General features: G+C 73.3%; 14 protein-coding genes. 10 read left to right on the plus strand and 4 right to left on the minus strand.

Features of this window, described 5'->3' with window-relative positions; translation table 11 throughout:
- Positions 1-2: 2 nt before the first annotated feature.
- From ACGFMK_RS05250 to tsaE, 7 genes are all read left to right on the plus strand, one after another.
- Positions 3-1,439 carry an NAD(P)H-hydrate dehydratase gene (locus ACGFMK_RS05250; protein ID WP_392758557.1) on the plus strand — a complete coding sequence of 479 codons (1,437 nt, stop codon included), beginning with the start codon at positions 3-5 and terminating at the stop codon, positions 1,437-1,439.
- Between the two features lie 79 nt (positions 1,440-1,518).
- The gene (locus ACGFMK_RS05255) at positions 1,519-2,352 is read left to right on the plus strand and encodes a DeoR/GlpR family DNA-binding transcription regulator (RefSeq protein WP_392758558.1); all 834 of its coding nucleotides are present in this window, start codon (positions 1,519-1,521) and stop codon (positions 2,350-2,352) included.
- Complete coding sequence (gene xylB, locus ACGFMK_RS05260; protein WP_392758559.1) at positions 2,342-3,772, plus strand: xylulokinase; 1,431 nt, start codon at positions 2,342-2,344, stop codon at positions 3,770-3,772. The genes ACGFMK_RS05255 and xylB overlap by 11 nt, the downstream gene beginning before the upstream one ends.
- A gap of 3 nt (positions 3,773-3,775) precedes the next feature.
- A complete protein-coding gene (locus ACGFMK_RS05265) occupies positions 3,776-4,867 on the plus strand; it encodes an ABC transporter ATP-binding protein (protein WP_392758560.1) in 1,092 nt (363 codons plus the stop codon).
- Positions 4,868-4,896: 29 nt separating this feature from the next.
- Entirely contained in the window at positions 4,897-6,015 is a 1,119-nt protein-coding gene (gene alr, locus ACGFMK_RS05270) for an alanine racemase (RefSeq protein WP_392758562.1), read from the plus strand.
- On the plus strand, positions 6,012-7,109 hold the full coding sequence (locus tag ACGFMK_RS05275) for an alpha/beta fold hydrolase (RefSeq protein WP_392758563.1): 1,098 nt from the start codon (positions 6,012-6,014) through the stop codon (positions 7,107-7,109). Before alr ends, ACGFMK_RS05275 begins: the two co-directional genes overlap by 4 nt.
- Positions 7,106-7,567: a tRNA (adenosine(37)-N6)-threonylcarbamoyltransferase complex ATPase subunit type 1 TsaE gene (gene tsaE, locus ACGFMK_RS05280; protein WP_392758564.1), complete on the plus strand. Its 462-nt coding sequence runs from the start codon at positions 7,106-7,108 to the stop codon at positions 7,565-7,567. Before ACGFMK_RS05275 ends, tsaE begins: the two co-directional genes overlap by 4 nt.
- Before the next feature lie 315 nt (positions 7,568-7,882).
- On the opposite strand, the gene ACGFMK_RS05285 is transcribed toward tsaE, so the two are convergent.
- On the minus strand, positions 7,883-9,217 hold the full coding sequence (locus ACGFMK_RS05285; RefSeq protein ID WP_392758566.1) for a carboxyl transferase domain-containing protein: 1,335 nt from the start codon (positions 9,215-9,217) through the stop codon (positions 7,883-7,885).
- A complete protein-coding gene (locus tag ACGFMK_RS05290; protein ID WP_392758568.1) occupies positions 9,210-10,634 on the minus strand; it encodes an acyl-CoA synthetase in 1,425 nt (474 codons plus the stop codon). The genes ACGFMK_RS05285 and ACGFMK_RS05290 overlap by 8 nt, the downstream gene beginning before the upstream one ends.
- 158 nt (positions 10,635-10,792) lie before the next feature.
- Here ACGFMK_RS05290 and tsaB point away from each other — a divergent pair, with 158 nt between their 5' ends.
- Genes tsaB through tsaD form a run of 3 tightly spaced genes read left to right on the plus strand, consistent with a single transcriptional unit; the run spans position 10,793 to position 12,980 of the window.
- Complete coding sequence (gene tsaB / locus ACGFMK_RS05295; protein WP_392758569.1) at positions 10,793-11,458, plus strand: tRNA (adenosine(37)-N6)-threonylcarbamoyltransferase complex dimerization subunit type 1 TsaB; 666 nt, start codon at positions 10,793-10,795, stop codon at positions 11,456-11,458.
- On the plus strand, positions 11,455-11,934 hold the full coding sequence (gene rimI, locus ACGFMK_RS05300) for a ribosomal protein S18-alanine N-acetyltransferase (RefSeq protein ID WP_392758570.1): 480 nt from the start codon (positions 11,455-11,457) through the stop codon (positions 11,932-11,934). The genes tsaB and rimI overlap by 4 nt, the downstream gene beginning before the upstream one ends.
- Positions 11,934-12,980, plus strand: coding sequence for a tRNA (adenosine(37)-N6)-threonylcarbamoyltransferase complex transferase subunit TsaD (gene tsaD / locus ACGFMK_RS05305; protein WP_392758571.1), 1,047 nt, complete (start codon positions 11,934-11,936; stop codon positions 12,978-12,980). The genes rimI and tsaD overlap by 1 nt, the downstream gene beginning before the upstream one ends.
- 61 nt (positions 12,981-13,041) lie before the next feature.
- Here the strand turns inward: tsaD and wecB are convergent, their stop codons facing one another.
- A complete protein-coding gene (wecB, locus tag ACGFMK_RS05310) occupies positions 13,042-14,193 on the minus strand; it encodes a non-hydrolyzing UDP-N-acetylglucosamine 2-epimerase (RefSeq protein ID WP_392758573.1) in 1,152 nt (383 codons plus the stop codon).
- Positions 14,194-14,287: 94 nt separating this feature from the next.
- Positions 14,288-14,470 (minus strand): LPXTG cell wall anchor domain-containing protein, encoded by a 183-nt coding sequence (locus ACGFMK_RS05315; protein WP_392758574.1) that lies wholly within the window; start codon positions 14,468-14,470, stop codon positions 14,288-14,290.
- Between the last annotated feature and the right edge of the window lie 6 nt (positions 14,471-14,476).

Raw genomic sequence — 14,476 nt, forward strand, 5'->3', positions numbered from 1 at the left:
CCGTGCAGGGAATCTGGACCACGGAACGGATTCGCGAGGCGGAGGGGCGGGCGTTCGCCGTCACGCCCGAGGGCGAGCTGATGCGGCGCGCGTCGTTCGGGCTGGCGGTGCAGATCGCGGACGTGCTCGCCGAGCACACCGGCACGGTGTCCGGCCGCCGGGTGGTGCTGCTGGTCGGCTCGGGTGACAACGGCGGCGACGCCCTGTGGGCCGGGGCTTTCTTGCGCCGCCGCGGAGTCGCTGTCACGGCCGTCCTGCTGGGTTCCCGCGCGCACGAGGCCGGGCTCGCGGCGTTGCGCCGGGCCGGGGGCCGTGTCGTGTCCGCCGAGGACGGTCCACAGTGGATCGCGCGGGCGGACGTCGTGGTCGACGGGATCGTCGGGATCTCGGCGTCGGGATCGCTGCGGCCGGCGGCGGCGCGGCTGGTTTCCCTGGTCGAGGCGCCGATCGTCGCGGTCGACCTGCCCAGTGGCGTCGACCCGGACACCGGCGCCGTCGACGGCCCGGCGGTGCGCGCGACCCGCACGGTCACCTTCGGCGCGCTCAAGCCGGTGCACGCGCTCGCGCCGTCGTGGTGCGGCGAGGTCGTGCTCGTCGACATCGGCCTCGAGCTGACGGACCCCGACCTCCAGCGGCTCGACATCGTCGACGTCGCCGCGGCCTGGCCGGTGCCGGGACCGCTTGACGACAAGTACAGCCAGGGCGTCGTGGGCGTTGCGGCGGGCTCGGCGACGTATCCGGGCGCCGCGGTGCTGACCGCGGGCGCGGCGGTGCGCGCGACGGCCGGGATGGTCCGCTACGCGGGCCACGCGGCGGACGTCGTCCGGGCGCAGTGGCCGGAGGTCATCGCGACGGGCACGGTCGCGGACGCCGGCCGCGTGCAGGCCTGGGCGGTCGGGCCGGGCATCGGCACGGGCTCGGAGGGCCGCGACGTCGTCCGGTACGTCCTCGGCCAGGGCCTTCCCGTCTGCGCGGACGCCGACGCCACGACGATCATCGCGAAGTCCCCGGAGGTCCTCGACGCCCGCGACCCGGACACCCCGCTGGTCCTGACCCCGCACGCGGGGGAGTACGAGCGCCTGATGGGCCGCAAGCCGGGCCCGGACCGCGTGACGGCCGCGCGTGAAGCGGCGAAGAAGTACAACGCGGTGGTGTTGTTGAAGGGGCACGTGACGGTGGTGGCGGCCCCGGACGGCCGCGCGGCGGTCAACACCCCGCGCGGCGCGTGGCTCGCGACGCCGGGCTCGGGTGACGTGCTGTCGGGCCTGCTGGGCTCCCTGCTGGCGGCGGGCCTGGACCCCTGGCTGGCGGCGGCGATGGCCGCCCACGTGCACTCGCTGGCGGGCGCGATCGCGGCCCAGAACGCCCCGACCTCGTCGTCGGCGCTGGTGCACGCGATCCCGGAGGCCCTGCGGGCGATCCGCTCACTGCTGTCCTAGCCGGGAACAGGCGACCGCCGTGCGAAGAGTTATCGAGTTCTCTGTTAACTCTGGGCCATAAATCTGGTAAGAAGGCCGTGTGAGCGGCGGCACAGCGTCTGGAGACCGGAAGACCCGGCCGTCCGACGCTGCCGTCGAGCAGCGGCGGCAGGACATCCTCGACCACGTCATCGAGCAGGGCGAAGCCCGGATCGACGACCTCACGGCCCGCTTCAAGGTCAGCTTGATGACCATGCACCGCGACCTCGACGACCTGGCCGAACGACGGCTCCTGCGCAAGCTTCGCGGCAAGGTCGAGGCCTACCCGGCGCTCACCATCGAGACCGCCGCCCGCTTCCGCGACACCCTGCACCACGGCGAAAAAGAGGCCCTCGGCGAAGCCGCCGCGAAGCACGTCCAGCCGGGGCAGACCGTCTTCGTCGACGACTCCACGACGCTGCTTCCGCTGGTCAAGCGGCTCGCCGAGATCGACGCGCTCACCGTCGTCACCAATTCGCTGCACGCCGCGCGGCTGCTCGGCCCGAAGGTCGACGTCGTGCTCGCCGGCGGGCGCTACAGCCAGGAGTACGACTCCTGCGCCGGGCCCGAGGTCCTCAACCTGCTGGACAGCATCCGCGCCGACGTTTCCTTCGTGTCCGTCACGGCCGTCGCCGTCGGGCGGCTCTACCACCCCGATCGGGACTACGCGGAGCTGAAGAAGGCCGCGCTGAAGGTCGCGAACCACACCGTCCTCGTCGTCGACCACTCGAAGTTCGGCCGGACCGCGACCTACGCGCACGGTGACGTCGGGGACTACGACCTGCTCATCACCGGGGAGACCACCCCGACCGAGGAGATCGAGGCCGCGCTGAACGCCGGTACCGCGATCGAGATGGTCGAACACGTCGAGGAGGGGCAGCCGTATGACAGCTGAGCTGGTGGCCGGCATCGATTCGTCCACGCAGTCGACCAAGGTCGTCGTGTGCGACGCCGGGACGGGCGAGATCGTCCGCACCGGTCGCGCGCCGCACCCGGACGGCACCGAGGTCGACCCCGCGGCCTGGTGGGAGGCCTTCGAAACCGCCACAACCGGCCTGCTCGACGACGTCAAGGCCATCGGCATCGGCGGCCAGCAGCACGGCATGGTGACCCTCGACGAGAACGACGACGTCGTCCGGCCCGCGCTGCTGTGGAACGACAACCGCTCGGCGCAGGCCGCGCTCGACCTGATCGATGAGCTCGGCGGGCCGTCCGTCTGGGCGAAGTCCGTCGGCTCGGTGCCGGTCGCCAGCTTCACCGTCACGAAGCTGCGCTGGCTGGCCGACCACGAGCCGGAGCTGGCCGATCGCGTGGCCCGCGTGATGCTGCCGCACGACTGGCTGACCTGGAAGCTCACCGGCGGCGACCCGGTCACCGACCGCGGTGACGCCTCCGGCACCGGCTACTTCTCGCCGTCCGACAACGCCTACCGCCTCGACGTCCTCGCGCACGCCTTCGGCGGCCGGACGCCCGAGCTGCCGACCGTGCTCGGCCCGGCCGACGCCGCCGGCCACACGAAGAACGGCGTGCTCGTCTCGGCCGGTACCGGCGACAACATGGCCGCCGCGCTCGCCCTCGAACTGCAGCCGGGTGACGTCGTCGTGTCGCTCGGCACCAGCGGCACCGTGTTCGGCGTCGCCGAGACCGGCGCGGCCGACGCCAGCGGCGAGGTCGCCGGGTTCGCCGACGCCACCGGCCGCTTCCTCCCGCTGGCCTGCACGCTCAACGCGGCCCGCGTGCTCACCTCGACCGCCGCGATGCTCGGCGCGACGCTGAGCGAGTTCGACCGGCTCGCTTTGCGGGCCGAGCCCGGCGCCGGCGGCCTCACGTTCCTGCCCTACCTGGACGGCGAGCGCACCCCGAACCTCCCCGGCGCCACCGGCTCCCTGACCGGCCTGACCCGGGCGAACATGACGCCCGAAAACCTCGCGCGCAGCGCCGTCGAAGGCATGCTGTGCGGCCTGGCCGCCGGTCTGGACGCCGTCCGCGCGCACGGTCTCGACGTCCACCGCGTGCTGCTGATCGGCGGTGGCGCGCAGTCGGCCGCCGTCCGCGCGGTCGCGCCGCTCGTGTTCGGCGTGCCCGTGCAGCTGCCCGAAGTCGCCGAGTACGTCGCCATCGGCGCGGCGCGGCAGGCGGCGTGGGCCCTGACGTCCAGCGCGGAACCCCCGTCCTGGCAAGGAAATCAGAAGACGCGGCTCGAGCTGGACGAGCCGACCGAGGCGCAGCGCGCCGAGGGCCACCGGATCCAGCAACGCCACCTCGAAGCGCGCGAAGCCGCGTACGGGGTCAGGCGCACTTTCGGAGAGGACTGACCGATGGCTTCCATCACCTACGACAAGGCGACCCGGCGTTACGCCGGTTCCGAGCGCCCCGCGGTCGACGCGCTGGACCTGGAGATCGCCGACGGCGAGTTCCTGGTGCTGGTCGGCCCGTCCGGCTGCGGCAAGTCGACCAGCCTGCGGATGCTCGCCGGGCTCGAGGACATCGACGACGGCGCCGTCTGGATCGGCGACCGCGACGTCACGCAGCTGCCGCCGCGTTCGCGTGACATCGCGATGGTGTTCCAGAACTACGCGCTCTACCCGCACATGACGGTCGGGCAGAACATGGGCTTCGCGCTGAAGATCGCCGGGCGCCCCGCGTCCGAGATCAAGCAGAAGGTGCTCGACGCGGCCAAGCTGCTCGACATCGAGGACTACCTCGACCGCAAGCCGAAGGCGCTCTCCGGTGGTCAGCGCCAGCGTGTCGCCATGGGCCGCGCGATCGTGCGCGAGCCGCAGGTCTTCCTGATGGACGAGCCGCTGTCGAACCTCGACGCGAAGCTGCGTGTCTCGACGCGTACGCAGATCGCCGCGCTGCAGCGCCGTCTCGGCGTCACGACCGTCTACGTCACGCACGACCAGGTCGAGGCCATGACGATGGGTGACCGCGTCGCCGTGCTGTCGGACGGCCTGCTGCAGCAGTGCGACACCCCGCGCGCCCTCTACGACCGGCCCGCGAACGCCTTCGTCGCCGGGTTCATCGGCTCGCCGGCCATGAACCTCGTCACGGCGAAGCTCACCGCCGACGGCGCCGAGCTGGGTGGCGCGCGCCTGCCGCTGTCCCGCGAGATCATCGCCGCCGCCGAGGGTGACACCGTGACGGTGGGCTTCCGGCCGGAGTCGCTGGAGGTGTCGGCCACCGAAGAGGGCTCGGTGCCGATCAAGGTGGAACTGGTCGAGGAGCTGGGCTCGGACGCCTACGTCTACGGCAAGCTCGCCGAGACCGACGCCGAGGGCACCAAGTCCAACATCGTCGCCCGCGTCGACCCGCGCACGCCGCCCGCCATGGGCGACACCCTGCACCTGCGCATTCGGCCCGACGAGCTGCACGTGTTCTCCGCCAAGTCCGGGGCGCGCCTGTCCTGACCTCGGGTCATGGGAAACTGGAGGGCGTCATGACGCCCTCCAGTTCTCCCCGCGCCCAGGTCGACATCGACCTCGACGCCATCCGCCACAACCTCACGCTGCTGGGTGCCCGCGCGCCCGGCGCCGAAGTGATGGCCGTGGTGAAGGCCGACGCCTACGGCCACGGCGCGCTGCCGGTGGCGCGCGCCGCGGTCGAGGCCGGCGCGAGCTGGCTCGGTACCTGCTCCCTCGGTGAGGCCCTCGACCTGCGCCGCGCCGGGATCACGGCCCGGCTGTTCAGCTGGCTGGACGTCCCGGAGGTCGACTTCGCCGCGGGCGTCGAGGCCGGCGTCGACCTGGCCGCCAGCTCGGTCGGTGAGCTACGTCGCATCGCCGCCGCCGTCCCCGCGGGTACCCAGGCCCGTGTGCACCTCAAAATCGACACCGGCCTCTCGCGCAACGGCTGCCCGCCGTCGGGCTGGGCCGAGCTGGTTTCCGCGGCTGCGGCCGAGCCGCGCGTGGACGTCGTCGCGATCTGGTCGCACCTCGCCTGCGCCGACGAGCCGGGCCACCCCTCGATCGACGCCCAGGCGAAGCGGTTCGCCGAGGCCTACGACGTCGCCCGCGCCGCCGGGCTCGACCCGAAGCGGCACCTGGCGAACTCCGCGGCCGTGCTGACCCGGCCGGATCTGCACTTCGACGTCGTCCGGCCCGGGATCGCGATGTACGGGCTCAACCCGGTGTCGCAGGCCGAAGACCTGCGCCCGGCCATGACGTTCCGGTCCGCGGTCGTGCTCGTCAAGCGGATCGAAGCCGGGGAATCGGTGTCCTACGGGCACACCTGGACGGCGTCGCACGACACGAACCTGGCCCTGGTGCCTGCGGGCTACGCCGACGGCGTGCCGCGCTCGCTGTCGGGCCGGATGGACGTCTGGCTCGGCGGGCAACGGCGTCCGGTCGTGGGGCGCGTCTGCATGGACCAGCTGATCGTGGACTGCGGTGCCGACGAGCCCGCGGTCGGCGCCGAGGTCGTCCTGTTCGGGCCGGGGACGAAGGGCGAGCCGACCGCGCGGGAGTGGGCCGACAAGCTGGGCACGATCGACTACGAGATCGTGACGTCGATGTACCGCCCGCGGGTGCGGCGCCGGTATCTGGGAGCGGGCTCGTGACACCTTCACGTCGACTGCTGGCCATCGCCGGCGGGGTCGGGGCCATCGCCACCGGGACCGCCGCCGCCGCTATCGTCGCCGCGCAGCAGCGGCGGCACAGTGAGGATCCGTACGTGGACGAGCCGCTGGGGGAGCTGAAGCCCGACCGCGCGTCCACGGTCGCGGCCGACGACGGCACGCCGCTTTCGGTCGAGGAGATCGACCCGGAGGACGGCGGAAAACCGGACCTGACCGTCGTGGGCGTGCACGGCTTCGCGCTTTCGCGGCGCTGTTTCCACTTCCAGCGACGCGACCTCGCGACGCTGCGGTTGCCGCGCGTGCGCCAGGTCTACTACGACCACCGCGGCCACGGCCTGTCCGGCGCGGCGTCGGCGGAGAACTCGACGATCGAGCAGCTGGCGCGCGACCTCGACGTCGTGCTGCGGTCCGTGGTGCCCGACGGGCCCATCGTGCTGATGGGGCATTCGATGGGCGGCATGGTGATCATGGAGCTCGCCGCGGAGTTCCCCGAGCTGTTCGAGGAGCGCGTCGAAGGGGTCGCCTTCATCGCGACGGCGGCCGGCGAGGTCGGGGCGCGCGGGCTGCCGCGATCGCTGCTCTCGAAGTACAACCCGCTCACACGCGCCGCGGGCGGGCTCGCCGGCTGGCAGCCAGGGCTGGTGGAGTTCGTCCGCGCGGCGGGCGGCCAGCTGACCCGGCAGGCCGTGCGGCGGCTGGCGTTCGGCAGCCGCGACGTCGCGCCCCGGCTCGTCGACTTCATGCTCGAGATGCTGGAAGTGACGCCGGTGCGTGGCCTGGTGAACTTCGTCGACACGCTCGGCAGCCACAACCGCTACGCGGCGCTGGCCGGGTTGAAGCACGCGGAAGTGCTGGTCATCGGCGGTGATTCGGACCGCTTCACACCGTTCGCGCACGCCGAGCGGATCGCGTCCGAGCTGCCCGACGCGGAGCTGGTGCGCGTGCGCGGCGCCGGGCACATGGTGCTGCTGGAGCAGCCCGAGCTGGTGAACAGCCACCTGATCGACTTACTGCAACGCTGTTCCGGTGTGGACGGCGAAGACTCGTCCCGGCGGAACTGGTGGTGGCAACGTTGACGTTTGTGTTCCCGACGCCCGAAGAAACGATGGAGTTCGGGCGGTCTCTGGGCCGTTCCCTGCGCGCGGGGGACCTGGTCCTGCTCGCCGGCCCCCTCGGCGCGGGCAAGACCACGCTGACCCGCGGCATCGCGGACGGCCTCGGCGTCGGCGGCCGCGTCAGCAGCCCGACGTTCGTCCTGGCCCGCGTCCACCCGTCCGGCGTCGCGGGAGTCCCGTTGGTCCACGTGGACGCGTACCGCCTCGGCGGCGACCTGTCCCAGCTGGACGACCTGGACCTGGACACGGACCTGGAACGCTCGGCGATCGTCGTCGAGTGGGGCGAGGGTTCGGCGGAGCGCCTGTCGTCGGACTACCTGGTGGTGCGGCTGGACCGCCGCGAGGACGACGTCCGCGAGGTGAGCTTGGAGCCGCACGGGACCTGGGCCGACCGGGTCCCGGAGCTGGCCCGCTCGTGACGCACGCGCCGTCCGGCTTGCCGAAGGCGACCTGAACCACATCGTCCGCTGGGCCGATCCGGGGCCGCCGGAGAAGTACTTCACGTTCTGGATCGCGCCGGCGACGCTCGTGTTCGAGCAGGCGTGGCACATCACCGGCGAACTCGGGCCGATCCACGAGTCGCCGGAGATCGTGGACCTGCACCGCCTCGCCCCGCCCGGCGGCAGTCCGGAGCCCGCGTGGCACATCGAGGGCCGGAACTTCGACCTCCGGCTGCGGGCCCGCGGTTTCCGGCAGTACCTGCGCCCGCCGCCGCAGCACGTGGCGCACGGCCTTCACGGCATTTCGGCCGGGCTGACCACCGCTCGGGCCACCCCCAGCTGCACCAGGTCCTGCGGCCGCAGGCGCAGCTGGTTGGCCAGGGCCGGGACCTCCGACGCCGGGCGCTTCAGGATCGCCGCCGCGGCCTCTGGTGACGTCACCGAGAAGTACGCGTCCGGGGTCACCCAGGTCGAGCCCGGGGCCGCGAACGCCAGTGCGCCGCCCGAGCCGCCCTCGCCGATCACCAGGGTCGTCACCGGAGCGACCGCCGTCGCGACCGCCTCGAACAGGTCCGCGATCGCGCCGCCCGCGCCCGCTTGCTCGGCGGCCGCGTCGTTGGCCGCGCCCGGGGTGTCGACCAGGGTCAGCACCGGGATGGCCAGCCGGGACGCGAGGCGGACCAGGCGGGCCGACGTGCGGAAGCCCGATGGCAACGTCGGCGTGCCGCACTGGGCCGCGTACGCGATCGTGCGGCCGTTGCGCCAGCCGAAGCCGCAGCGGACGCCGGGGTCGACGCCGCCGCAGCGGTCGCCGCTGATGTCCTCGCGCCAGTCGAAGTACGCGTCGAGGTACTCGACGGCCCGGGCCCGGCGCGGGGAACGCGCGGCCTGGACCGCCTCCCAGCCCGTGTCCGGCAACGAGGCCTCGCGCAACGCACCTGGCGGTGGTGCCGCAGCATTCGACGGGGACGTCAGCAGCCGCAGCCAGCGTTCCAGCGCCGTCCCGAGGTCCGCCGGTTCGACGATGGCGTCGACCTGGCCCCACGCCAGCTTCGCCTCGGCCGTGTAGGCCTCCGGCGAGCCGGACGGACGCACCCGCGAGCCCGCGAAGCCGACCTGGGCCTCGGGCAGCGCGAGGATGACGTCGGCGCCCGCGCCGAGCGTCGCCCAGCCGCCGCCGGTCGTCGGGTCGCGCAGCACCGCGATCTGCGGGACACCCGCCGCGCGCGTCCGGGCCGCCGCCCGGGCCACCCGCTGCAGCTGCATGAGCGCGCGCATCCCCTGCTGCATGCGGCTGCCGCCGGTCGCGACCAGCGACACCACCGGCAGCCGCGCGTCGCGGGCGTGCGCGAACGCCGCCTCGATCCGGTCGCCGGTGCGCTGCCCGAGCGAGCCGCCGAGGAAGCCGAACTCGAACGCGATGACGACGGCTTCGGCCTCGCCGATCTTCGCCGTCCCGCAGACGACCGACTCCTTTTCGCCGGTGCGCTCTTCGGCGGCGGAGCGTGCTTCGCGGTAACCCGGCCAGTCGATCGGCCCGTCGGCGGGCTCTTCGCGCAACGGCGTCGTGAACTCCTCGAAGCCGGTCGAAATCGCGTCGACGACCTCGCGCGCCGGCCGCCTAGTCACCGAGCGCCCGCTTCATGACCTTGCCCATGTCGTTGCGCGGCAACGCGTCCAGGTACCGGACGACCCGCGGGCGCTTGTGCGGCGCGAGCAGCCGGGCGACGTGGTCGGCCAGCTCGTCGGCCGACGGCCGCGCGCCCTCCGGGACGATCCAGGCGACGATCCGCTCGCCGAGGTCGTCGTCCGGTTCGCCGGTGACGGCCGCCTCCGCGACGCCCGGGTGCTCCAGCAGCGCGTTCTCGATCTCGCCCGCGCCGATCTTGTAGCCGCCGCTCTTGATCAGGTCGGTCGCCTTGCGCCCGACGATCTTGACGTACCCGTCGGCGTCGCGGGTGGCCATGTCGCCGGTGCGGAACCAGCCGTCGGCCAGCGCGGCCGCGGTGGCGTCCGGGCGGTTGAGGTACTCGGTGAACAGGTTCGGCCCGCGCACCTGGATCTCGCCGACGGTCTCGACGTCGTCGATCACCTCGCCGGCGTCGCCGATCAGCCGGAGGTCGACCCCGCCGAGCGGGACGCCGACCGTGCCCGGCTTGCGTTCACCGTCCGCGCGGACGCTCGTGTTCATCAGCGTCTCGGTCATGCCGTAGCGCTCGACGACCTGCTGGCCGGTCGCCTCGGTGATCCGCTGGTGGTCGTGCACCGGCAGCGCCGCCGACCCCGAGACGAGCAGCCGCGCGCCGCGCAGCGCGTCGGCCAGCGCGCCGTCGCCGCCGACCTCACCGGCGATGCGGTGGTACATCGTCGGGACGCCGAACATCATGGTCGCGCCGGCCTTCAGCTCACGTGCGACGCCGTCGGTCGAGAACCGGCCGAGGTGGCGGACCGAGCCGCCGCGGCGCAGCGGGCCGAGGATGCCGAGGATCAGGCCGTGCACGTGGAACAGCGGGAGCGCGTGCACCAGGACGTCGTCGGCGGTCCACGCCCACGCGTCTTCGAGGGCGTCCAGCGTGGTCGCGATCGAGCGCCGGGGGAGGACGACGCCCTTCGGCGGCCCGGTGGTGCCCGACGTGTAGACGATCAGCGCGGGCGCCTCGGCGTCCGGCTCTTCCTTAAGCGGTGTCGCCGGGCCGGTCAGCGGGATGTCGCGCCGCGGCAGGCCGGCGAGCCCGGCGGGCAGCTCGACGCCCGGCTCGGCCAGCACCAGCTGCGGCTCGCTGTCGGCGACGATGTGCGCGAGTTCGCGCTCGCCGATCTTCGGGTTGACCGGCACTGCCGGGACGCCGGCCAGCAGCGCGGCCACGACGGCGACGCTGGTGTGCAGGGTCGGGGTCGCCCAGACGGCGACGCGGCCGCGGGGGAGTTCGGCGGCGAGGCTGCCGGCGACGGCGGCGAGCTCGGCGTAGGTGAGGGCGTGATCGCCGAAGCGGAGGGCTTCTTTGCCCGAGGCTGACGTGAGGGCGGGGAACAACGGGTCGGGCACCGCGGGGACCTCCAGCTCGGGGGACTCGCTCCTGCGAACCCCGATTTGCACGTTACCGTGCGGATCTGCCCCTCGCAGCGACCGGTTTCACAGCAGGGCCCGGGCCCGCGCAGGGTCGCTAAAAAGGACATCCGGGCCTGGTCGTAGGCTGGGACACCGTGTTGGTACTGGCGATCGATACCTCGACCCCGGCGGTCACCGCGGGCGTCGTCGCGGTGGACGGCGACCGGGTCGAGACGCGCGGCGACCGCGTCACCGTCGACCCGCGCGCCCACGGCGAGCTGATCACGCCCCACGCCCTGGCCTCGGCCGAAGCGGCCGGCGTCACCCTCAAGGACCTCGACGCGATCGTCGTCGGTGTCGGCCCCGGGCCGTTCACCGGCCTGCGCGCCGGCATGGCCACCGCGGCCGCCTTCGGCCACGCGCTCGGCGTCCCGGTGTACCCGGTCTGCAGCCTCGACGCGATCGCCGCCGACGTCGTCCCGGACGGGAAGCCGTTCCTGGTGCTCACCGACGCCCGCCGCCGCGAGGTCTACTGGGCGGCCTACGACGCGTCCGGCGTCCGCACGGACGGCCCGGGCGTCCAGCGCCCGGCCGACCTCGAGACCGGCGTCAAGGCGGCGGCCGGCGACGGCGCGATCCTGTACGGCGAAGTGCTTGACGTCCAGCCGATCGAGCCGCGGTTCCCGTCGGCCGCCGGCCTGGTGAAAGCCGCTCGGAGCGCGTTGCTCGCGAAGGAGACGCCCGCCCCGCTGACGCCGCTGTACCTGCGGCGCCCCGACGCCGCGGAGCCGTCGGCGCCGAAACGGGTGACCACGCCGTGAGACTCGATCCCCTGCGCCGCAAGGACATCACCCGGTGCGTCGAGATCGAGCAGATCCTCTTCCCCGGTGACGACCCGTGGAGCGCCCGCGCGTTCCACTCCGAGCTGGACATCGGCCACTTCTACCTGGCCGCCCGGCCGGACGACGGCGACGAGGTGCTCGGTTACGGCGGGCTGGCCGTCGTCGGGCGGCGCCGCGGCGAGTACGAGGCGACCGTGCACACCATCGGCGTCGCGCCCGAGTACCAGGGCCAGGGGATCGGCAAGGCGCTGCTGCGGGCCCTGCTGAACCGCGCCGACGAGTTCGAGGCGCCGGTGTTCCTCGAGGTCCGCACGGACAACACGACCGCGCTCGGCTTGTACGAGACGCACGGCTTCGAACGGCTCGGCATCCGGAAGCGCTACTACCAGCCTTCCGGCGCCGACGCGTACACGATGGTCCGCCCGGCGCGGACGCGAGACGAGGTGGCGGGCTGATGTCGCGCATCATCATGGGCATCGAGAGCTCGTGCGACGAGACCGGCGTCGGCCTGGTCCGCCTGCACGACGACGGCGCGGTCGAGCTGCTGGCCGACGAGGTCGCTTCGAGCGTCGAGCAGCACGCCCGGTTCGGTGGTGTCGTGCCCGAGGTCGCCAGCCGCGCGCACCTCGAAGCGATGGTCCCGACGACGTCGCGCGCGTTCGAGAAAGCCGGGCTCTCACTGTCCGATGTGGACGCCATCGCCGTGACGGCGGGGCCGGGCCTCGCGGGCGCGCTGCTGGTCGGCGTCTCCGCGGCGAAGGCGTACGCGACGGCGCTGGACGTGCCGCTCTACGGCGTCAACCACCTGGCCGGGCACATCGCGGTGGACACGCTGCAGCACGGCCCGTTGCCGGCACCGTGCCTGGCGCTGCTGGTCTCCGGCGGCCACACGCAGCTGCTGCGCGTCGACGACATCGCGTCGTCGATCACCGAGCTGGGGTCCACTGTGGACGACGCGGCGGGCGAGGCGTACGACAAGGTCGCGCGCGTGCTCGGCCTGCCGTACCCGGGCGGCCCGCCGATCGACAAGGCCGCGAAGAACGGCAACCCGTCGGCGATCGCCTTCCCGCGCGGCATGACGGGTCCGCGTGACGCGAAGTTCGACTTCTCCTTCTCCGGCTTGAAGACGTCGGTGGCGCGCTGGGTCGAAGGCGCTCAGCGGCGCGGCGAGGAGATCCCGGTGGACGACGTCGCGGCGTCGTTCCAGGAGGCCGTCGCGGACGTGCTGACGGCGAAGGCGATCCGGGCGGCGAAGGAGCAGGGGATCGGCACGATCGTCATTTCCGGCGGCGTCGCGGCGAACTCCCGGCTGTCGTCGCTGGCGGCGGAACGCTGCGCGGCGGCGGGCATCGAGCTGCGTGTGCCGCGGCCCCGGCTGTGCACGGACAACGGCGCGATGATCGCGGCGCTGGGCGCCCACGTGGTGGCGGCCAAGCGCCCGACGGCGCCGCTGGACTTCAGCGCGAACCCGGCCCTCCCGGTCAACGTCATCTCGCTCTAGGGCCGCGGGTGTGTGTTAAAAGGTGTTAGAAAACTGTTTCTCACTCACGACGAGTCTGGGCCTACGAAGCCGCGGCGTGCCGGTGCGCGGGCGTCCCGACTCCCAGCAGTTCCTCGATCGCCGCGACCGCCAAGACGGCCGCATTGCCTTCGCCGTAGGGGTTTCCCACCTGCGCTGTCCGCAGCTCGCCCCGAAGCAGCCGGGCCGCCGTGTCGGCGATGCGGGCCGTGTCCGTGCCGACCAGCCAGGCGCAACCGGCTTCGACGACCTCGGCGCGCTCGGTGACGTCGCGCAGGACCAGCACCGGCGTACCGAAGGTCGGCGCCTCTTCCTGGATGCCACCCGAGTCCGTCAGCACCAGCGACGCCAGCCGCAGCGCGCGGACCAGGTCCGGGTACTCCAGCGGATCCGTCACCGTCACCCGCGGCGAGCCGCCCAGCGCGGCCTCCACCTGGTCCCTGACCTGCGGGTTCGGGTGCGCCGGGAACAGCACCTGGACGTCGGGGTGCTCGGCCACGATCAGCTGCACCGCGGCCAGCGTCCGTTCCAGCGGCTCGCCCCAGGACTCGCGGCGGTGCGAGGTCACCAGCACCAGCCGCTCGCCGGCCTCGGCGATCTCCATCTCCAGCAACGCCAGCGCCGTGTCGCGCGCCGGGAGGTCGCGGGCCGCGATCTCCAGCACCGCGTCGACGACCGTGTTGCCCGTGACGGCGATCCGTTGGCGGGCCACCCCTTCCGCGCGCAGCTCCGCCGCCGCGCCGAGGGTCGGCGCCAGGTGCAGCGCGGCCAGCCGGGACACCATCTGCCGCGCGCCCTCCTCGGGAAACGGCGCGGTGAGGTCGTGCGTGCGCAGCCCGGCTTCCAGGTGCACCACCGGAATGCCCAGCCAGAACGCGGCGAGCGCGCCCGCCAGTGTCGTCGTCGTGTCGCCCTGGACGACCAGCGCGGCCGGGGCACACCGGCGCAGCGCCTCGTCGAGGGCGGGCAGCAGGCCGGCCACGAGCTCCGCCTGGCCGCCGGTGACGCGCGGCGGGACGTCCAGCCATTCGTCGACGACCAGGCCGAACGGCAGCAGCGCCTGCTCGACCATGCCCGCGTGCTGGCCGCTGTGCACCAGGATCGGCCGGAGCGCCGGGTGGGCGTCCATGGCCAGTGCCAGCGGCGCGAGCTTGAGCGCTTCCGGGCGGGTCCCGGCCAGCAACATCACATCCACCCCGCGGTGCCCCTTTTCCACATCGTCCAGTCTCCACGAAAATTTCAACCCGAGGCCGCCGGCGTGCGAGGGGCGCACGCCGACGGCCCCGGCCTCAGTGCTCCCGCGCCTGGGAGAGACGGCGGTTGCGGCGGTGGACGGCGATCAGCGCGCTGGTCCCGAGCAGGACCAGCAGCACGCCGACGGCCAGCCACCACCCGATGTCGGCGCCGGTGGCGGCGAGGGTGCCCACCCCGCCACCGGCCACGCCGACGCCCGCGCCCGGCATCTTGTACATCCGGGC

Source organism: Amycolatopsis sp. NPDC049252, from assembly GCF_043197175.1.
Taxonomy (GTDB): domain Bacteria; phylum Actinomycetota; class Actinomycetes; order Mycobacteriales; family Pseudonocardiaceae; genus Amycolatopsis.

What these genes read in the sequence shown, in the direction of transcription:
- tsaD (WP_392758571.1), top strand. Translation starts at nt 11,934, where the DNA reads ATGTCGCGCATCATCATGGGCATCGAGAGCTCGTGCGACGAGACCGGC.
- xylB (WP_392758559.1), top strand. Translation starts at nt 2,342, where the DNA reads ATGACAGCTGAGCTGGTGGCCGGCATCGATTCGTCCACGCAGTCGACC.
- alr (WP_392758562.1), top strand. Translation starts at nt 4,897, where the DNA reads ATGACGCCCTCCAGTTCTCCCCGCGCCCAGGTCGACATCGACCTCGAC.
- ACGFMK_RS05265 (WP_392758560.1), top strand. Translation starts at nt 3,776, where the DNA reads ATGGCTTCCATCACCTACGACAAGGCGACCCGGCGTTACGCCGGTTCC.
- ACGFMK_RS05315 (WP_392758574.1), bottom strand. Translation starts at nt 14,470, where the DNA reads ATGTACAAGATGCCGGGCGCGGGCGTCGGCGTGGCCGGTGGCGGGGTG.